Source organism: Streptomyces sp. ASQP_92 (assembly GCF_025399895.1).
GTDB lineage: Bacteria > Actinomycetota > Actinomycetes > Streptomycetales > Streptomycetaceae > Streptomyces.
Map to the genome: position 1 here is coordinate 1,045,853 of NZ_JAODUA010000001.1, position 20,167 is coordinate 1,066,019.

The 20,167-nt window shown below is 70.6% G+C and carries 15 protein-coding genes; 14 read left to right on the forward strand and 1 reads right to left on the reverse strand.

Annotation, left to right across the window (positions count from 1 at the left end):
- The first annotated feature begins 1 nt into the window (after position 1).
- The 14 genes from N4G70_RS04575 to N4G70_RS04640 all read left to right on the forward strand — a co-directional run bounded on the left by N4G70_RS04575 (position 2) and on the right by N4G70_RS04640 (position 16,195).
- Positions 2-1,921, forward strand: coding sequence for a penicillin-binding protein 2 (locus tag N4G70_RS04575; RefSeq protein ID WP_261711054.1), 1,920 nt, complete (start codon positions 2-4; stop codon positions 1,919-1,921).
- A 15-nt stretch (positions 1,922-1,936) separates the two neighbouring features.
- The gene (locus N4G70_RS04580; protein ID WP_399034101.1) at positions 1,937-3,604 is read left to right on the forward strand and encodes a UDP-N-acetylmuramoyl-L-alanyl-D-glutamate--2,6-diaminopimelate ligase; all 1,668 of its coding nucleotides are present in this window, start codon (positions 1,937-1,939) and stop codon (positions 3,602-3,604) included.
- 4 nt (positions 3,605-3,608) lie between these two features.
- Positions 3,609-5,015, forward strand: a complete 1,407-nt coding sequence (gene murF / locus N4G70_RS04585; RefSeq protein WP_261711056.1) for a UDP-N-acetylmuramoyl-tripeptide--D-alanyl-D-alanine ligase — start codon at positions 3,609-3,611, stop codon at positions 5,013-5,015.
- Positions 5,012-6,082 (forward strand): phospho-N-acetylmuramoyl-pentapeptide-transferase, encoded by a 1,071-nt coding sequence (mraY, locus tag N4G70_RS04590; protein WP_120724228.1) that lies wholly within the window; start codon positions 5,012-5,014, stop codon positions 6,080-6,082. The genes murF and mraY overlap by 4 nt, the downstream gene beginning before the upstream one ends.
- Entirely contained in the window at positions 6,064-7,503 is a 1,440-nt protein-coding gene (gene murD / locus N4G70_RS04595) for a UDP-N-acetylmuramoyl-L-alanine--D-glutamate ligase (protein WP_261711057.1), read from the forward strand. The genes mraY and murD overlap by 19 nt, the downstream gene beginning before the upstream one ends.
- A 59-nt stretch (positions 7,504-7,562) precedes the next feature.
- A complete protein-coding gene (gene ftsW, locus N4G70_RS04600) occupies positions 7,563-8,945 on the forward strand; it encodes a putative lipid II flippase FtsW (protein WP_261711058.1) in 1,383 nt (460 codons plus the stop codon).
- 6 nt (positions 8,946-8,951) lie between these two features.
- Positions 8,952-10,037 carry an undecaprenyldiphospho-muramoylpentapeptide beta-N-acetylglucosaminyltransferase gene (gene murG / locus N4G70_RS04605; RefSeq protein ID WP_261711059.1) on the forward strand — a complete coding sequence of 362 codons (1,086 nt, stop codon included), beginning with the start codon at positions 8,952-8,954 and terminating at the stop codon, positions 10,035-10,037.
- 24 nt (positions 10,038-10,061) lie between these two features.
- On the forward strand, positions 10,062-10,877 hold the full coding sequence (locus N4G70_RS04610) for a cell division protein FtsQ/DivIB (protein ID WP_261711060.1): 816 nt from the start codon (positions 10,062-10,064) through the stop codon (positions 10,875-10,877).
- Between the two features lie 277 nt (positions 10,878-11,154).
- A complete protein-coding gene (ftsZ, locus tag N4G70_RS04615) occupies positions 11,155-12,360 on the forward strand; it encodes a cell division protein FtsZ (protein WP_261711061.1) in 1,206 nt (401 codons plus the stop codon).
- A 52-nt stretch (positions 12,361-12,412) separates the two neighbouring features.
- Entirely contained in the window at positions 12,413-13,120 is a 708-nt protein-coding gene (gene pgeF / locus N4G70_RS04620) for a peptidoglycan editing factor PgeF (RefSeq protein WP_399034108.1), read from the forward strand.
- 6 nt (positions 13,121-13,126) lie between these two features.
- On the forward strand, positions 13,127-13,846 hold the full coding sequence (locus tag N4G70_RS04625; RefSeq protein ID WP_261711063.1) for a YggS family pyridoxal phosphate-dependent enzyme: 720 nt from the start codon (positions 13,127-13,129) through the stop codon (positions 13,844-13,846).
- A gap of 139 nt (positions 13,847-13,985) precedes the next feature.
- The gene (locus N4G70_RS04630; protein WP_261711064.1) at positions 13,986-14,603 is read left to right on the forward strand and encodes a cell division protein SepF; all 618 of its coding nucleotides are present in this window, start codon (positions 13,986-13,988) and stop codon (positions 14,601-14,603) included.
- Between the two features lie 70 nt (positions 14,604-14,673).
- Positions 14,674-14,958, forward strand: a complete 285-nt coding sequence (locus N4G70_RS04635; RefSeq protein ID WP_120724245.1) for a YggT family protein — start codon at positions 14,674-14,676, stop codon at positions 14,956-14,958.
- Between the two features lie 49 nt (positions 14,959-15,007).
- Positions 15,008-16,195 carry a DivIVA domain-containing protein gene (locus tag N4G70_RS04640; RefSeq protein ID WP_261711065.1) on the forward strand — a complete coding sequence of 396 codons (1,188 nt, stop codon included), beginning with the start codon at positions 15,008-15,010 and terminating at the stop codon, positions 16,193-16,195.
- Positions 16,196-16,831: 636 nt separating this feature from the next.
- Here the strand turns inward: N4G70_RS04640 and ileS are convergent.
- Positions 16,832-19,972, reverse strand: a complete 3,141-nt coding sequence (gene ileS, locus N4G70_RS04645) for an isoleucine--tRNA ligase (RefSeq protein WP_261711066.1) — start codon at positions 19,970-19,972, stop codon at positions 16,832-16,834.
- Positions 19,973-20,167: the final 195 nt, after the last annotated feature.

Below are 20,167 nucleotides of genomic sequence, written 5' to 3' on the forward strand. Positions count from 1 at the left end.
AGTGAGCCCCAAGGAACCCCCGCGCCGCCGGGTGCCCCCGCCCGCGCGCCCCCGCCCGCCGGCCCGCCGCCCCCCGGCCGCCAAGAAGCTCAAGCTCGGCAGTCACCGCCCCCGCCTTCGCCTGGTCAGCCTCGGGCTCACCCTGGTCATGCTGGCCTTCGTCGTACGGCTGCTCCAGGTGCAGGCCGTCGACGCCAGCGCGTACGCCGCCAAGGCCGACAAGAACCGGTACGCCAGCTACGCGCTGCCCGCCGAGCGCGGCAAGATCACCGACCGGGCCGGCATCGCGCTCGCCACCAGCGTCGACGCCTACGACATCACCGCCGACCCCACCCTGTTCACCCCCGAGAGCGCCAGGATCCCGGACGCCGCGGAGCAGGCGGCCGCGCTGCTCGCGCCGCTGATCGGCAAGGACCAGGCGGAGCTCACCAAGAAGCTCAAGACGCCCAGGACCCGCTATGTGGTGCTCGCCCGCAGGCAGACCCCGCAGGTCTGGAACCAGATCAAGGACCTCAGGAAGGTCCTCGGCGAGAAGGCGGCCGCCGACCGCGCCAAGGGCGGTCCCGGCGCCAATGTGCTGGCGGGCGTCCTCAACGAGTCCAGCACCAAGCGCGTGTACCCCAACGGTGACCTCGCCGCCGGGATACTGGGCTACGTCAACGCCGAGGGCAAGGGCGGCGGCGGCCTGGAGTCGTCCCTGAACAAGGAGCTGGCCGGCACCGACGGCCAGATCTCCTACGCCCAGTCGGGCGGCCGCCGGGTGCCCACCGCCGGTACCCGTGAGACCCCGGCCGTGCCCGGCTCCGACGTCGAGCTGACCATCGACCGGGACATCCAGTGGATGGCGCAGAAGGCCATCGCCGACCAGGTCGCCGAGTCCCGCGCCGACCGGGGCTACGTCATAGTGCAGCGGTCCGACACCGGCGAGGTGCTCGCGATGGCCAACGCGCCCGGCTTCGACCCGAACAACATCGCCCAGGCCAACGCGGCGGCGATGGGCAACGCGGCGCTCCAGGACGCCTTCGAGCCGGGATCCACCGCCAAGGTCATGTCCATGGCCGCGGTCCTGGAGGAGGGCGTCGCCACCCCCGACACCCATGTGGTGGTGCCCAACCGGCTCCAGCGCGCCGACCGCCTCTTCAAGGACGACGTCGACCACGCCACCTGGAACCTGACCCTCAACGGCGTGCTCGCCAAGTCCAGCAACATCGGCACCATCCTCGCCGTCGAGCAGCTCGGCAAGACCGACGCCCAGGCCGACAACGTCCTGTACTCCTATCTGCGCAAGTTCGGCATCGGCTCGCCCAGCGGCCTCCGCTTCCCCGGCGAGACCCCGGGCATCCTCGCCCCGGCGAACAAGTGGTCCACCTCGCAGCAGTACACCGTCCGCTTCGGCCAGGGCCTCTCGCTCAACGCCATGCAGGCCGCATCGGTGTACTCGACCATCGCCAACGGCGGGGTCCGCATCGAGCCGACCCTGGTGCGCGGCACCAAGGGGCCGGACGGGCGGTTCACCCCGGCGCCCGCGCCCCGCCAGACCCGGGTGGTCAGCGAGAAGACCGCCAAGACGCTGGCCCAGATGCTCGAATCGGTCGTCGGCGACGCCGAGGGCACCGGCACCAAGGCGGCCATCCCCGGCTACCGGGTCGCGGGCAAGACCGGCACCGCCAACCGGGTCGACCCCAAGACCGGCACCTACAAGGGGTACACCGCCTCCTTCGCGGGCTTCGCGCCCGCCGACAACCCCAAGATCACCGTCTACTGCGCCATCCAGAACCCCACCAGGGGCAGCTACTTCGGCGGCCAGATCTGCGGACCCATCTACAAGCAGGTCATGGAGTTCGCCCTCAAGACCCTCCAGATCCCGCCGAGCGGAGCCCAGCCGCCCAACCTGCCCGTCACCTTCGGCGGCAACGACTGAAATCCGGAAGCCTCAGTGACAACCATCACCCACGGCCCTGGGAACCAGGACGGGACCCAGGACACCGTGCCCCCCTCTTTTGGCGACCCGGCGGGTGCGCCCGGTACGCTCACCGCCGTGCCACACGCTGATCAGTACCGAACCGCCCAGCAGGACGCCCCCGCGAAACAGCCGGGAGCGCCCCGACCGGAACAGGCCCGTCCGACCCCGCTCGGCGCGCTGGCCGAGCGACTGGGGACGAACAGCCCCGGACCGGGAGAGGTCACCGGCATCACGCACGACTCCCGGGCGGTACGCCCCGGAGACCTGTACGCCGCGCTGCCGGGCGCCAACACCCACGGCGCCGACTTCGCCGCCCAGGCCGCGAGCCTCGGCGCGGTCGCCGTGCTGACCGACCCGGCCGGCCGCGAGCGGGCCGCCGCGACCGGCCTTCCGGTCCTGGTGTCCGGCGACCCGCGCGGCCGCATGGGCGAACTCGCCGCCGAGATCTACGGACACCCCGGGCGCGAACTCCTCCAGCTCGGCATCACCGGAACCTCCGGCAAGACCACGACCGCCTACCTCGTCGAGGGCGGGCTGCGCGGCGCCGGGCACGCGACCGGCCTGATCGGCACGGTCGAGATGCGGATCGGCGACGAGCGCATCAAGTCCGAGCGCACCACCCCCGAAGCCACCGACCTCCAGGCGCTGTTCGCGGTCATGCGCGAACGCGGCGTCGACTCGGTGGCCATGGAGGTCTCCAGCCACGCCCTGGTGCTCGGCCGGGTCGACGGCTGCGTCTTCGACGTCGCCGTCTTCAACAACCTCAGCCCGGAGCACATGGAGTTCCACTCCGGCATGGAGGACTACTTCCAGGCCAAGGCGCAGCTGTTCACGCCCCGGCGGGCCAAGCGGGGCGTCGTCAACTTCGACGACGAGTACGGCCGCAGGCTCGTGAAGGAGGCCGGGATCGAGATCACGACGTTCTCCGCCGAGGGCCACCCCGACGCCGACTGGCGGGCCGAGGACGTCCAGGTCCGTCAGGACAGCAGCACCTTCACCGTGGTGACGCCCCGGGGCGAGCGCATCTCCGCGACCGCCCCGCTGCCGGGCCCGTTCAACGTGGCGAACACGCTGGCCGCCATCGTCACGCTCGCCGTCGCCGGTCTGGACCCGCAGACCGCCGCCGACGGAGTGGCCGCCGTACCCGGCGTGCCCGGCCGTCTGGAGCGGGTGGACGCGGGCCAGCCCTATCTCGCCGTCGTCGACTACGCGCACAAGACGGACGCCGTCGAATCGGTCCTGCGCTCCCTGCGCAAGGTCACCGAGGGCAAGCTGCACATCGTGCTCGGCTGCGGCGGCGACCGCGACAAGACCAAGCGGGCCCCGATGGGCGCCGCCGCCGCCCGGCTCGCCGACACCGCCGTACTGACCTCCGACAACCCCCGCTCCGAGGACCCCCTCGCGATCCTCGCCGCGATGCTGGCCGGCGCCGCCGAGGTGCCGGCCCACGAGCGCGGCGAGGTCCAGGTCTTCGAGGACCGCGCCGCCGCCATCGCGTCCGCCGTCGCCCGCGCCGAACCCGGCGACACCGTGCTCGTCGCGGGCAAGGGCCATGAACAGGGCCAGGACATCCACGGAGTGGTACGCCCCTTCGACGACCGCCTCGTCCTCCGCGCCGCCATCCAGAAAAGTCAGGGATGAAGTAGTGATCGCCCTCTCCCTCGCCGAGATCGCCGCAATCGTCGGCGGGCAGCCGCACGACATACCGGATCCGTCCGTCACGGTCACCGGCCCCGTCGTCATCGACTCCCGCCAGGTGGCGGCCGGTTCGCTCTTCGTGGCCTTCGCCGGCGAACACGTCGACGGCCACGACTACGCGCAGCGCGCCTTCGAGGCGGGCGCGGTGGCGGTCCTGGCGGCCCGCCCGGTCGGCGTGCCCGCGATCGTCGTCGACGACGTGCAGGGCGCCCTCGGGGCGCTGGCCCGCGCCGTCGTACGCCGGCTCGGCACCGATGTCGTCGCCCTGACCGGCTCGTCCGGCAAGACGTCCACCAAGGACCTGATCGCGCAGGTCCTCCAGCGCCACGCGCCGACGGTCTTCACGCCGGGCTCCCTCAACAACGAGATCGGCCTGCCGCTGACCGCGCTCACCGCGGGCCCGGAAACCCGGCACCTGGTCCTGGAGATGGGCGCGCGCGGCGTCGGCCACATCCGCTACCTCACGGGCCTGACCCCGCCCACGATCGGGCTGGTCCTGAACGTCGGGTCCGCCCACATCGGCGAGTTCGGCGGCCGGGAGCAAATCGCCCTGGCCAAGGGCGAGTTGGTGGAGGCCCTGCCCGAGAGCGGATGCGCCGTCCTGAACGCGGACGACCCGCTGGTACGCGCCATGGCGTCCCGCACCACGGCGCGGGTGCTGCTCTTCGGCGAGGCCGAGGACGCCGACGTACGGGCCGAGAACGTCCGGCTCACAGCCGCCGGACAGCCCTCCTTCAGCCTTCACACACCCTCCGGGTGCGGCGACGTGACGTTGCGCCTGTACGGTGAGCACCACGTGTCGAACGCGCTCGCCGCGGCCGCCGTCGCCCATGAGCTGGGCATGTCCGCAGACGAGATCGCCCGCGCGCTCTCCGAGGCGGGCACCCTCTCCCGCTGGCGTATGGAGGTCACCGAGCGTCCGGACGGTGTGACGGTCGTCAACGACGCCTACAACGCGAATCCCGAATCCATGCGAGCCGCTCTTCGCGCGCTCGTGGCCATGGGCAAGGGGCGCCGGACGTGGGCGGTGCTCGGTCCGATGGCCGAGCTCGGCGACGAGTCGCTCACCGAGCACGACGCGGTCGGACGGCTCGCCGTCCGGCTCAACGTCAGCAAGCTCGTGGCGGTCGGGGGCCGGGAGGCGTCCTGGCTGCGACTGGGCGCATATAACGAGGGTTCGTGGGGTGAGGAGTCGGTGCACGTGTCCGACGCACAGGCGGCCGTCGACCTGCTGCGCAGTGAACTGCGCCCGGGTGACGTCGTGCTGGTGAAGGCATCCAGGTCGATCGGTCTGGAGCGGGTGGCGTTCGCGCTGCTCGATGGCGCCGCCGAGGGTGAGGTCGCCGCCCGATGAGGCAGATCCTCTTCGCGGGAGCCATCGGTCTGTTCCTGACCCTGGTGGGTACCCCGCTGCTCATCAAGCTCCTCGCCCGCAAGGGCTACGGCCAGTTCATCCGGGACGACGGGCCGCGCGGCCACGCCGGGAAGAAGGGCACACCCACCATGGGTGGCATCGCCTTCATCCTGGCCACGCTGATCGCGTACGCCCTGACCAAGGTGATCACCAGCGAGGACCCGACGTTCTCGGGTCTGCTGGTGCTGTTCCTCACCGCGGGCATGGGTCTGGTCGGCTTCCTCGACGACTACATCAAGATCGTCAAGCAGCGGTCGCTGGGCCTGCGGGCCAAGGCGAAGATGGCCGGACAGCTGATCGTGGGCATCGCCTTCGCGGTGCTCGCCCTCCAGTTCGCGGACGCCCGGGGCAACACGCCCGCCTCCACCAAGCTGTCGTTCATCAACGACTTCGGCTGGTCGGTCGGGCCGGTCATCTTCGTGGTGTGGGCGCTGTTCATGATCCTCGCCATGTCGAACGGCGTGAACCTGACGGACGGTCTGGACGGCCTGGCCACCGGCGCCTCCGTGATGGTCTTCGGCGCGTACACCTTCATCGGCCTGTGGCAGTTCCAGGAGTCCTGCGCCAACGCGCAGACCCTGACCAACCCCAACGCCTGCTTCGAGGTGCGCGATCCGCTCGACCTCGCGGTCGTCGCCTCGGCCCTGATGGGCTCGTGCTTCGGCTTCCTGTGGTGGAACACCTCGCCCGCCAAGATCTTCATGGGCGACACCGGTTCGCTGGCGCTCGGCGGCGCGCTTGCGGGCCTGGCGATCTGCTCCCGCACGGAGTTCCTGATCGCGCTGCTCGGCGGCCTGTTCGTGCTGATCACGATGTCCGTGGTCATCCAGGTCGGCTCGTTCAAGATGACCGGCAAGCGGGTCTTCCGGATGGCGCCGCTCCAGCACCACTTCGAACTCAAGGGGTGGTCCGAAGTCCTTGTCGTGGTCCGGTTCTGGATCATCCAGGGCATGTGCGTGATCGTGGGACTCGGACTCTTCTACGCGGGATGGGCAGCCGACAAGTGAGCACCACCTGGCAGGGCAAGCGCGTGACGGTGGCGGGACTCGGCGTCTCCGGGATGCCGGTGGCCAAGGTCCTCAACGGCCTCGGCGCCGTCGTCACCGCCGTCAACGAGGGCGCCGACGAGCGCTCCCGGGCGCAGGCCGCGGAGCTTGAGGCGCAGGGCATCACCGTGCGCCTCGGCGACGGGGCCACCCTGCCGGAGGGCACCGAGCTGATCGTCACCACCCCCGGCTGGCGGCCCGACAAGCCGCTGTTCGCGGCGGCGGAGAAGGCGGGCGTGCCCGTCTGGGGAGACGTCGAACTGGCCTGGCGCCTGCGCGACCTGGACGGCCGCACCCCGGCCCCCTGGCTCGCGGTGACCGGCACCAACGGCAAGACCACCACCACCCGTATGCTCGCCTCCATCCTGGAGGCCGCGGGTCTGCGGACCGCCGCCGTCGGCAACATCGGTGTCTCGCTGCTCGACGTGGTCCTCGGCGAGCAGGAGTACGACGTCCTGGCCGTCGAGCTCTCCAGCTACCAGCTCCACTGGTCGCCCTCGCTGCGCGCCCACTCGGCCGCCGTGCTCAACCTGGCGCCCGACCACCTCGACTGGCACGGCTCCATGGAGGCGTACGCCGCCGACAAGGGCCGCATCTACGAGGGCAACACGGTGGCCTGCGTCTACAACGCCGAGGACAAGGCGACCGAACACCTGGTGCGCGAGGCCGACGTGGAGGAGGGCTGCCGCGCGATCGGCTTCACCCTGGCCACCCCCGGCCCCTCCCAGCTCGGCGTGGTCGACGGCATCCTCGTCGACCGGGCCTTCGTGCAGAACCGGCAGAAGAACGCCCAGGAGCTCGCCGAGGTCACGGACGTCAACCCGCCCGCCCCGCACAACATCGCCAACGCCCTCGCGGCCGCCGCCCTCGCGCGCGCCTTCGGCGTCGAGCCCAGGGCCGTCCGCGACGGCCTGCGCGCCTTCCGCCCCGACGCGCACCGCATCGAGCACGTCGCGGACGTCGCCGAGGTCGCCTACGTCGACGACTCCAAGGCCACCAACACCCATGCCGCCGAAGCCTCCTTGGCGGCGTACGACCCGATCGTCTGGATCGCCGGGGGCCTGGCCAAGGGTGCCTCCTTCGACGAGCTCGTCCAGCGTTCCGCGAAGCGGCTGCGGGGCGTCGTCCTGATCGGCGCCGAGCGCCACCTCATCGCCGAAGCCCTGGCGCGACACGCCCCCGAGGTCCCGGTGGTCGACCTCGACCGGACCGACACTGGGGCGATGTCGGCGGCGGTCCGCGAGGCGGCGGGGCTCGCCCGGCCGGGGGACACCGTCCTGTTGGCCCCGGCCTGCGCCTCGATGGACATGTACGCGAACTACAACAAGCGCGGCGAGGCCTTCGCGGAAGCGGTCCGTGAACTCACCGCAGGGCGCGCCTAGCCGGACCACCCGTTCCACGGACCGGCCGGCGCCGGGCACGACTGGAGGGGACTGCACACATGGCGGCCGATGTTCTTGGCGGCTCCGGGGACGGCGCGCGCGGGGTGCCCGCACTCGCCGGTCTCCTGCTGCGCAGCCGCACCGCGGGACCCGTGCGCGGCCCGGCCGTCCGCGGCGGCTCCACCGGTACTCCCCGCAGCTCCGGCCCACGGGGCCCCAGGCGCCTGGTGGAGCAGGCCAGGAGGGCCTGGGACCGGCCGCTGACGGCGTACTACCTGATCCTCGGCAGCGCCCTGCTCATCACCGTGCTCGGCCTCGTGATGGTCTACTCCGCCTCGATGATCAAGGCCCTCGAACTGTCGCTCCCGGGCTCGTACTTCTTCCGCAAGCAGTTCCTCGCGGCGCTGATCGGCGGCGCCCTGATGATCGTCGCGGCCCGCATGCCCGCCAAACTGCACCGGGCCCTGGCCTATCCGATACTGGCCGGGACGGTCTTCCTGCTGATCCTGGTGCAGGTGCCCGGGATAGGGAAATCGGTCAACGGCAACCAGAACTGGATCTATCTGGGCGGCCCGTTCCAGCTCCAGCCCAGCGAATTCGCCAAGCTGGCCCTGCTCCTGTGGGGCGCCGACCTGCTCGCCCGCAAGCAGGACAAGCGGCTGCTGACCGAGTGGAAGCACATGCTGGTGCCGCTCGTGCCGGTCACGTTCGTGCTGCTCGGACTCATCATGCTCGGCGGCGACATGGGCACCACGATCATCCTGACCGCCATCCTGTTCGGCCTGCTCTGGCTGGCCGGGGCCCCCACCCGGCTGTTCGCGGGGGTGCTCGCGATCGCGGGTACGCTCGCCGCGCTCTTCATCAAGATCAGCCCGCACCGGATGGGCCGGCTCAACTGCATCGGCGCCACCGACCCGGGCCCGCAGGACCAGTGCTGGCAGGCCGTGCACGGAATCTACGCGCTCGCCTCGGGCGGCTGGTTCGGATCCGGCCTGGGGGCGAGTGTGGAGAAATGGGGTCAACTCCCCGAGCCCCACACCGACTTCATCTTCGCCGTCACCGGTGAGGAACTGGGGTTGGCGGGGACGCTGTCGGTCGTCGCCCTCTTCGCGGCTCTAGGCTATGCGGGTATCCGCGTGGCCGGACGCACGGAGGACCCCTTCGTGAGGTACGCCGCGGGAGGTGTGACCACCTGGATCGTGGCTCAGGCCGTGATCAACATCGGTGCGGTGCTCGGCCTGTTGCCGATCGCCGGTGTCCCCCTCCCGCTGTTCTCCTACGGAGGGTCCGCGCTGCTGCCGACCATGTTCGCCGTGGGGCTGTTGATCGCGTTCGCGCGGGACGACCCCGCGGCGCGGGCGGCGCTGGCCATGCGGCAGCCTCGGGTGAGTTGGAAGTCGATGAGACGGCGCGTCAAGAAGCGTCCGTCCGGAGAGCGGTGAATTTCGGTGCATGTCGTACTCGCCGGTGGGGGGACCGCCGGCCACATCGAGCCCGCGCTCGCCCTCGCGGATGCCCTGCGCAGGCAGGACCCCACCGTGGGGATCACGGCACTGGGCACGGAGAAGGGTCTGGAGACCCGGCTCGTGCCCGAACGCGGCTATGAGCTCGCGCTCATCCCGGCCGTTCCGCTGCCCCGCAGGCCCACCCCCGAACTGATCACCGTCCCCGGGCGGCTGCGCGGCACCATCAAGGCCGCCGAGCAGATCCTGGAGCGCACCAAGGCCGACTGCGTGGTCGGCTTCGGTGGCTATGTGGCGCTGCCCGGCTACCTCGCCGCCAAGCGGCTCGGGGTGCCGATCGTGGTCCACGAGGCCAACGCACGCCCCGGCCTCGCCAACAAGATCGGCTCGCGGTACGCGGCCTCGGTGGCCGTCGCCACGCCGGACAGCAAACTGCGCAACTCCCGCTACATCGGCATCCCGTTGCGCTACTCGATCGCGACCCTCGACCGGGCCCGGGTCCGCCCCGAGGCACGCGCCGCGTTCGGGCTCGACCCCGGTCTGCCGACGCTGCTCGTCTCCGGCGGCTCCCAGGGCGCCCGCCGCCTCAACGAGGTGATCCAGCAGATCGCGCCGGTGCTCCAGCGCTCCGGCATCCAGATCCTGCACGCGGTCGGCCCGAAGAACGAACTGCCGCGTGTCGACAACATGCCGGGGATGCCGCCGTATGTCCCGGTACCGTACGTGGACCGGATGGACCTCGCGTACGCCGCGGCCGACATGATGCTCTGCCGTGCGGGCGCGATGACCGTCGCCGAACTCTCCGCCGTCGGGCTGCCCGCCGCCTACGTACCGTTGCCGATCGGGAACGGCGAACAGCGGCTGAACGCCCAGCCGGTGGTGAAGGCCGGCGGCGGACTCCTCGTCGACGACGCCGAACTCACCCCCGAGTGGGTGCAGGGCAACGTCCTCCCGGTGCTCGCCGACCCGCACCGGCTGTACGAGATGTCGCGCGCCGCCGCCGAGTTCGGGCGGCGCGACGCCGACCAGCTCCTCGTCCAGATGGTGTACGAGGCCGTCGCAGGACGCTGATCAACCGACGGAAGGGCAGGGACCGTGGCCGGACAGGCGACCGCTCAGCGCGGTGGCGGACAGGCTGAGAAGTCGGCGAAATCCGCGAAGTCCGGCCGGCCCGGCCCCCGTCCCGCGCGCGGCCGCCGCCTCCGGCTGCCCCGCCGCCGCGGTCTGCTGGTCCTCGCCGTCGCCGCGGTCGTGATCGGCGCCGGCGTCATCTGGCTGTTGTACGGCTCGACGTGGCTGCGCGCCGAGCACGTGAAGACCACCGGGACCCGGGTTCTGACGACCGGTGAGGTCGAGGCGGTCGCCGCGGTGCCGATCGGTTCACCGCTGATTTCCGTCGACACGGACGCGATCGAGGCGCGGTTGCGACAGAAACTGCCGCGCATCGACTCGGTCGAGGTCGTTCGTTCATGGCCGCACGGAATCGGTCTGAAGGTGACCGAACGCCGACCCGTGCTGGTCATGAAGAACGGCGCGAAGTTCGACGAAGTGGACGTGAAGGGTGTGCGTTTCGCCACGGTCTCCCAGCCGTCGAAGGGCGTTCCGCAGCTCGAATTGGGGGTCTCGCAGTCCCCGAGTCTGCGCCGCTTCGGCGCCGACCGACTGGTCCTGGAAGCGGTGCGCATCACGGGCGAACTCCCGCCCGCCGTCGCCAAGGAGACGCGTTCCGTCAGGATTTCCTCGTACGACTCCGTCACGCTCGAGCTGACCGGCGGTCGCGGCGTCCGATGGGGAAGTGACGAGGAGGGTGAGCTGAAGGGACGTACCCTCAGTGCACTGATGAAAGCGCGGCCGAAGGCGGTCCGCTTCGATGTGAGCGCCCCCACCGCCCCTGCGGTATCGGGTAGTTGACGGACATATGCGCTGGCCAGCACCCTGGTTGGTCAGCGACACGGGTGATCACATAGGGTGAAAAGAAAAACGGGAGGTTCGGCGTGTTCGTTGAACGCGCGCCACTTGTCGACTTAGTGTCCTGTTCGGAAGAGTCCAGCGAACAGACACACTGGTAACCCTAAACTTCAACGTTAGGGTTCGGGTCGGCGATATGGACCGTCCCAATCGGCATTCGTCGTCACCTTGCGGCAACCGCGAAGTGACGACCCGTAACTCGAGGCGAGAGGCCTTCGACGTGGCAGCACCGCAGAACTACCTCGCAGTCATCAAGGTCATCGGTGTCGGCGGCGGTGGTGTCAATGCCATCAACCGAATGATCGAGGTCGGTCTCAAGGGCGTCGAGTTCATCGCGATCAACACTGACGCACAAGCACTGTTGATGAGCGACGCCGACGTCAAGCTCGACGTCGGCCGTGAACTCACCCGCGGCCTCGGGGCCGGAGCCAACCCGGCAGTCGGACGCAAGGCGGCAGAGGACCACCGTGAGGAGATCGAGGAGGTCCTCAAGGGGGCCGACATGGTCTTCGTCACCGCAGGCGAAGGCGGCGGCACCGGCACCGGCGGCGCACCCGTCGTCGCCAACATCGCGCGCTCGCTCGGCGCTCTGACGATCGGTGTGGTCACCCGCCCGTTCACCTTCGAGGGCCGGCGCCGGGCCAACCAGGCGGAGGACGGCATCGCCGAACTCCGCGAAGAGGTCGACACCCTCATCGTCATCCCCAACGACCGGCTGCTCTCCATCTCGGACCGCCAGGTCAGCGTCCTGGACGCGTTCAAGTCCGCCGACCAGGTGCTGCTCAGCGGTGTCCAGGGCATCACGGACCTGATCACCACGCCGGGTCTCATCAACCTCGACTTCGCCGACGTCAAGTCGGTCATGTCCGAGGCCGGTTCGGCCCTCATGGGCATCGGCTCGGCCCGCGGCGACGACCGCGCGGTGGCCGCCGCCGAAATGGCGATCTCCTCGCCGCTCCTGGAGGCGTCCATCGACGGCGCCCGCGGTGTGCTGCTCTCCATCTCCGGCGGTTCGGACCTCGGTCTCTTCGAGATCAACGAGGCGGCCCAGCTGGTCAGCGAGGCCGCCCACCCCGAGGCCAACATCATCTTCGGCGCGGTCATCGACGACGCGCTGGGCGACGAGGTGCGCGTCACGGTCATCGCGGCCGGCTTCGACGGCGGTCAGCCGCCGGCCCGCCGGGACACGGTGCTCGGCGCCGCCTCCAACAAGCGCGACGAGCCCGCCCCTTCGCGTGCCGCCGAGACCTCCCGCCCGCTCGGCGGCCTCAACACGGTGCCGGCCCGCGAGGAGCCCCCGGCGGCCCCGACTCCGGTCGAACCCGCGCCGGTCAGCGAGGCCCCGGCCCCCTCGGCCATCCCGACGGCCCGTCCCTACCCGGACAGCCAGGCCGAGGAGCTGGACGTTCCGGACTTCCTCAAGTGAGCGAAGTGACCTTTCGAAGCGGTCTCTTGAAGTGATACGAGAGCAGGGCAGTGTGAGCGGCGCGCACTTCGCCTTCACCGACCGGTGGGGCGGGGTGAGCGCCGTTCCGTACGAGGAGCTCAACCTCGGCGGTGCGGTCGGCGACGACCCGGTCTCGGTACGCGCCAACCGCGAGCGCGCCGCCGGGAAGCTGGGGCTCGACCCGGCCCGGGTGGTCTGGATGAACCAGGTGCACGGACGCGATGTCGCCGTCGTCGACGGCCCCTTCGCCCCGGGCGACCCGGCCGCGGTGGACGCGGTGGTGACCAGCCGTCGCAGGACCGCGCTCGCCGTACTGACCGCCGACTGCACTCCGGTCCTGCTCGCCGATCCGGTGGCGGGGGTCGCGGGCGCCGTGCACGCGGGCCGGCCCGGCATGGTGGCGGGCGTGGTGCCCGCCGCCGTCGAGGCGATGGTCTCGCTCGGCGCCGACCCGGCCCGGATCGTGGCCCGTACCGGACCCGCCGTCTGCGGCCGCTGCTACGAGGTGCCCGAGCCGATGCGCGCCGAGGTCGCAGAGATCGAGCCCGCCGCCTGGTCACAGACCAGTTGGGGCACGCCCGCGGTGGACGTCACGGCCGGGGTGCACGCACAGCTCGCCGCTCTCGGCGTCACCGACCGGGAGGCCTCGCCGGTCTGCACGCTCGAATCGCCCGACCACTTCTCGTACCGCCGCGACCGCACCACTGGGCGGCTCGCCGGATATGTCTGGCTGGACTGACGACTCATGACGGATCGCAAGACCGAACTCGCCGCGAACCTCGCACAGGTGGAGGAACGTATCGCCGCCGCCTGCGCCGCGGCCGGGCGTGAGCGGGCGGATGTGACCCTGATCGTGGTCACCAAGACCTACCCCGCGAGCGATGTCCGCCTGCTGCACGAACTGGGCGTACGGCATGTCGCGGAGAACCGGGACCAGGACGCGGCCCCCAAGGCCGCCGCCTGTGCCGACCTCGATCTGAGCTGGCACTTCGTGGGCCAGTTGCAGACGAACAAGGTTCGTTCGGTGGCGAGTTATGCCGATACGGTGCAGTCGGTCGACCGGGCCAGACTGATCGCCTCGCTCTCCACCGCGGCCGTCCGGGCCGAGCGCGAACTGGGCTGTCTGATCCAGGTCGCCCTCGACGCGGAGTCCGGCGAGCGGGGGGAGCGCGGAGGCGTCGGTCCGGACGGGATCGGGGAGTTGGCCGCGCTGCTCGACGAGGCGCCCGGGCTCCGGCTCGACGGTCTGATGACGGTGGCGCCGCTGGCCGGAGAGTACGCCGGCCGGCAACGGGCCGCCTTCGAGCGGCTGCTGGAATTGTCATCCCGCCTGCGCGCGGACCATCCGGCTGCGAACATGGTGTCAGCAGGGATGAGTGCGGACCTCGAGGAGGCCGTCGCGGCCGGAGCGACACATGTACGCGTCGGAACGGCGGTACTCGGAGACCGACCCCGGCTCGGGTAACGTCGCGAAGAAGTCGGACCACAGCAGAAAATATGGTCATTCCCACTCTTCGGTGGGCAGACCGCGTGGATCGTGGGCCCTTGGTGACGCTGCCACTTGGCGACAGGAGCGATCCACCACAGAGCGGAGGAATCTGAGCATGGCCGGCGCGATGCGCAAGATGGCGGTCTACCTCGGCCTCGTGGAGGACGATGGGTACGACGGCCGGGGGTTCGACCCCGACGACGATTTCGAACCCGAGCCCGAACCGGAGCGCGACCGTCGGCGGCATCAGCCCCCGCACCAGTCCTCGCTCCAGGACGAACGGGACGAACCGGTACGAGTTGCACAGCCTCCGGCGCCAAGAGAACCGGTTCAGCTATCGGTTGAAAGCGGACGACCGGCGCGAATCGCACCCGTGGCGTCCATCACACCTGAACGTCCGAGCCTGGAGAAGAACGCACCGGTGATCATGCCCAAGGTCGTGTCCGAGCGGGAGCCGTACCGCATCACCACGCTGCACCCGCGGACCTACAACGAGGCCCGTACCATCGGGGAACACTTCCGCGAGGGCACTCCGGTGATCATGAATCTCACCGAGATGGACGACACCGACGCGAAGCGACTTGTCGACTTTGCCGCCGGTCTCGTCTTCGGCCTGCACGGCAGCATTGAACGCGTGACGCAGAAGGTGTTCCTGCTGTCTCCTGCTAACGTCGATGTCACGGCGGAGGACAAGGCCCGCATCGCAGAGGGCGGATTCTTCAACCAGAGCTGAGACACGACACCGGGAACGAACCGGCCGAGACCAGGCCGGAGCTTGAGGCAAGGGGAGAGGGAAGCGCGGGATGAGCGTCGCACTACAGGTGGTCTACATCGCGCTGATGTGCTTCCTCATCGTGCTGATCTTCCGGCTCGTCATGGACTACGTCTTCCAGTTCGCCCGTTCATGGCAACCCGGTAAGGCGATGGTGGTCGTTCTTGAGGCCACCTACACTGTCACCGATCCACCGCTCAAGCTTCTGCGGCGGTTCATTCCGCCGCTGCGTCTCGGGGGCGTGGCACTCGACCTGTCCTTCTTCGTTCTGATGATCATCGTCTACATCCTGATCAGCATCGTGGTCAGGTTGTGAACGATTCGGTCCTGCCGACTGCCGACGACTACGTAGAGGTGAAGAAGAGATGCCGCTGACCCCCGAGGACGTGCGGAACAAGCAGTTCACGACCGTCCGCCTCCGAGAAGGCTATGACGAGGACGAGGTCGATGCCTTCCTCGACGAGGTCGAGTCGGAGCTGACGCGACTGCTGCGCGAGAACGAGGATCTGCGCGCCAAGCTGGCCGCCGCCACTCGCGCCGCCGCACAGAACCAGCAGCAGCAGGGCATGCGCAAGCCGGAGCCGCAGGACGGCCGAGGCCCGGGCGCCCCCGTACCCGCCGCCATATCGGGTCCGCCGCAGGTTCAGCAGCAGCAGCAGATGGGCGGCCCGCCCCAGCTGCCCAGCGGCGCGCCGCAGCTGCCCGCCGGCCCCGGTGGCCACGGCCCGCAGGGCCAGCACGGCCAGGGTCCGATGGGCCAGGGCCCCATGGGTCAGGGTCCGATGGGCCAGAACCCCATGGGTCAGAACCAGATGGGCCAGAACCAGCTCGGTCAGGGCCCCATGGGTCAGAACCAGCTCGGCCAGGGCCCCATGGGCCAGCAGATGGGTGGCCCCATGGGCCACGGGCAGCAGATGGGCCAGCCGGCCCCGGCTCCCGGTGGCGACAGCGCCGCCCGTGTGCTCTCCCTGGCGCAGCAGACCGCCGACCAGGCGATCGCGGAGGCCCGTTCCGAGGCCAACAAGATCGTCGGCGAGGCCCGGTCCCGCGCCGAGGGCCTGGAGCGCGACGCCCGTGCCAAGGCGGACGCCCTGGAGCGGGACGCGCAGGAGAAGCACCGTGTCGCGATGGGCTCCCTGGAGTCCGCCCGCGCCACGCTCGAGCGCAAGGTCGAGGACCTGCGGGGCTTCGAGCGCGAGTACCGCACGCGTCTGAAGTCCTACCTGGAGTCCCAGCTGCGTCAGCTGGAGACCCAGGCCGACGACTCGCTCGCGCCGCCGCGCACTCCGGCCACCGCCTCGCTGCCGCCGGCTCCGCAGATGAGCGGGTCCATGGCGTCGGCCGGTGCCGGTGCGATGGGGCACCCCATGGGTGGCCAGCAGTCGATGGGTGGCCAGCAGTCCATGCCGAGCGGGCCGTCCTACGGCGGCCAGCAGCAGATGTCGCCGGCGATGACCCAGCCGATGGCGCCGGTGCGGCCGCAGGGGCCCTCGCCCATGCAGCAGGCGCCGTCGCCCATGCGGGGCTTTCTGATCGACGAGGACGACAACTGACGGGGTCTACGCGCGTGACGCGTGCGTAGCCGTCGGCAGGCTGCGGGGCCGGTACTGGGGTAACCCCCAGTACCGGCCCTTCGCCATTCCCGGCCCCCGGGGTCCTCTGCCCCCACCCCCCGAACACCTCGGGGGCTCCGCCCCCGCCCCGGATTCCCCGACGACCGGGTTGCTGGCGGCGGCCCGACCGCTTTCTGCGCAGTTCCCCGCGCCCCTGGGGCCGCTTTACGTCCGCGGGCGGTGTGTGGCTGGTCGCGCAGTTCCTCGCGCCCCAAAAACCTCGGTCGGCTGCGGATCGTGGTCGCTTTTCGCGCAGTTCCCCGCGCCCCCAGCCCGTCTCGGTCCTGCGGGCCGCCGTGCTCGCTTCTCGCGCAGTTCCCCGCGCCCCTTAACTGCTCGGTGCCGGCCAGCACCTTCAGCCCGTCCGGCGATTGAGGACGAGCGCCGTTCAGGCGCGAACGGGGTCTGGGGCGGAGCCCCAGGAGGGGCGGAACCTTCCAACCCCGGTGCACGGGTGGGTGGGTGGGAGAACGCCCCGGAACCGACCAACACCCCGCACGGGCGCGCGGGTGGGAGAGCGCCGCAGGGACGGGGAAGGCCCGCCCCGGGTAGCCGGGGCGGGCCCTGTCCGGGGGGCTACGCCTTGCGGAGGTGGAACGTGAGGGAGAGGCCCTCGTCGGTGAAGGGCTCGCCATAGCCCGCGGACGCCTCACCGGCCGCGTAATCCGTGGCCAGAACCTCGTCCGCGATGAGACCCGCGTGGGCCGTCAGGGCCGAGGAGACCTCCGGGTCGGAGGACGTCCAGCGCACCGCGATCCGGTCGGCGACATCGAGCCCGCTGTTCTTGCGCGCCTCCTGGATCAGCCGGATCGCGTCCCGGGCCAGACCCGCGAGACGCAGCTCCGGGGTGATCTCCAGGTCGAGGGCGACCGTGGCGCCGGAGTCGGAGGCCACCGACCAGCCCTCACGAGGAGTCTCGGTGATGATGACCTCGTCGGGGGCGAGCGCCACCAACTCGCCGTTCACCTCGACCGACGCCGTGCCCGTGTCCCGCAGCGAGGCCGAGAGCGCCGCCGCGTCGGCCGCGGCGACGGCCTTCGCCACGTCCTGGACGCCCTTGCCGAACCGCTTGCCAAGGGCCCGGAAGTTGGCCTTGGCCGTGGTGTCGACCAGTGAGCCACCCACCTCGGAGAGCGAGGCCAGGGACGTCACGTTCAGCTCCTCCGTGATCTGCGCGTGCAGCTCGGGGGAGAGCGTCTCGAAGCCCGCCACCGCGACCAGCGCGCGCGACAGCGGCTGGCGGGTCTTGACGCCGGACTCCGCACGCGTGGCGCGGCCCAGCTCCACCAGGCGGCGTACCAGCGCCATCTGCCGCGAGAGGGCCGGATCGATCGCCGCCCGGTCCGCCGTCGGCCAGGACGAGAGGTGGATGGACTCCGGGGCGTCCGGGGTCACCGGCACGACCATGTCCTGCCACACCCGCTCGGTGATGAACGGGGTGAGCGGGGCCATCAGGCGGGTGACCGTCTCGACCACGTCGTGCAGGGTGCGCAGCGCGGCCTTGTCGCCCTGCCAGAAGCGGCGGCGCGAGCGGCGTACGTACCAGTTGGACAGGTCGTCCACGAAGGAGGACAGGAGCTTGCCCGCCCGCTGGGTGTCGTAGGCTTCCAGGGCCGAAGTGACGCCCTCCACAAGGGAGTTGAGCTCACCGAGCAGCCAGCGGTCCAGGACCGTGCGGTCGGCCGGAGCCGGGTCCGCGGCGCTGGGCGCCCAGCCGCTGGTGCGGGCGTACAGGGCCTGGAAGGCGACCGTGTTCCAGTACGTCAGGAGGGTCTTGCGGACGACTTCCTGGATGGTGCCGTGGCCGACCCGGCGGGCCGCCCAGGGGGAGCCGCCGGCCGCCATGAACCAGCGCACCGCGTCGGCGCCGTGCTGGTCCATCAGCGGGATCGGGTCCAGGGTGTTGCCCAGGTGCTTGGACATCTTGCGGCCGTCCTCGGCCAGGATGTGACCCAGGCACACCACGTTCTCGTACGACGACTTGTCGAAGACCAGCGTGCCGACGGCCATCAGCGTGTAGAACCAGCCGCGGGTCTGGTCGATGGCCTCGGAGATGAACTGCGCCGGGTAGCGGGACTCGAACAGTTCCTTGTTCTGGTGCGGGTAGCCGTACTGCGCGAACGGCATCGAACCCGAGTCGTACCAGGCGTCGATGACCTCGGGCACGCGCACCGCGTCCAGGGAGCAGCCCTCGTGGGTGCAGGTGAACGTGACGTCGTCGATGTACGGGCGGTGCGGGTCGAGCGCGGACTGGTCGGTGCCGGTCAGCTCGGTCAGCTCCGCGCGCGAGCCCACGCAGGTGAGGTGGCCCTCCTCGCAGCGCCAGATGGGCAGCGGGGTGCCCCAGTAGCGGTTGCGGGACAGCGCCCAGTCGATGTTGTTCTTCAGCCAGTCGCCGAAGCGGCCTTCCTTGACCGAGTCGGGGAACCAGTTGGTCTTCTCGTTCTCCCGCAGCATCGCGTCCTTGACGGCGGTGGTGCGGATGTACCAGGACGGCTGCGCGTAGTAGAGCAGCGCCGTGTGGCAGCGCCAGCAGTGCGGATAGCTGTGCTCGTACGGGACGTGGCGGAAGAGCAGGCCGCGCTCCGAGAGGTCCTCGGTCAGCTTCTCGTCGGCCTTCTTGAAGAAGACGCCGCCGACCAGCGGGACGTCCTCCTCGAAGGTGCCGTCGGGGCGCACCGGGTTCACGACCGGAAGGCCGTACGCCTTGCAGACCAGGAGGTCGTCGGCGCCGAAGGCGGGGGACTGGTGGACCAGACCCGTACCGTCCTCGGTCGTGACGTACTCGGCGTTGACGACGTAGTGGGCCGGGGCCGGGAACTCGACGAGCTCGAAGGGGCGCTGGTAGGTCCAGCGCTCCATCTCGGCGCCGGTGAAGCGGGGGCCGGTGACCTCCCAGCCCTCACCGAGGGCCTTCTCCAGGAGCGGCTCGGCGACGACGAGCTTCTCCTCGCCGTTGGTGGCGACGACGTAGGTGACCTCGGGATGGGCCGCGACCGCCGTGTTGGACACCAGGGTCCACGGCGTCGTCGTCCACACCAGGAGGGCCGCCTCGCCCGCGAGGGGGCCGGAGGTGAGCGGGAAGCGGACGAAGACCGACGGGTCGACGACGGTCTCGTAGCCCTGCGCCAGCTCGTGGTCCGAGAGGCCGGTGCCGCAGCGCGGGCACCAGGGGGCGACGCGGTGGTCCTGGACCAGCAGGCCCTTGTTGAAGATCTCCTTCAGGGACCACCAGACGGACTCGACGTACTGCGGGTCCATGGTGCGGTAGGCGTCGTCCAGGTCGACCCAGTACCCCATGCGCGTCGTCAGGTCGGCGAAGGCGTCGGTGTGGCGGGTCACCGATTCGCGGCACTTGGCGTTGAACTCGGCGATGCCGTACGCCTCGATGTCCTTCTTGCCGGTGAAGCCGAGCTCCTTCTCGACCGCCAGCTCGACGGGCAGGCCGTGGCAGTCCCAGCCGGCCTTGCGGGCCACGTGGTACCCCTGCATCGTGCGGAAGCGGGGGAAGACGTCCTTGAAGACGCGGGCCTCGATGTGGTGGGCGCCCGGCATGCCGTTGGCGGTGGGCGGGCCCTCGTAGAAGACCCACTCGGGGCGGCCCTCGGACTGTTCGAGGCTCTGGGCGAAGACCTTGGAGCGCTCCCAGAAATCGAGCACGGCGTGCTCGAGGGCGGGCAGGTCTACCTGGGCGGGCACCTGGCGGTACTGCGACATCCGGTCATCCTCCGGCGGATCGTCGTGCGGTTCCGTCGGAGGGACGAGAGCCCTGTGCGCGCTCCCGCGGTACCACCCTCCTTGGCGGTGGTGCTCGCGCACACCGCCCCCTCATTGGGGTCGCGAAGCCGGTTCTACTGGACCCCGGGATGCGGGGTCGTTCTTCCGGCGGCTCGGGGGTGATCTTCGCCGCGC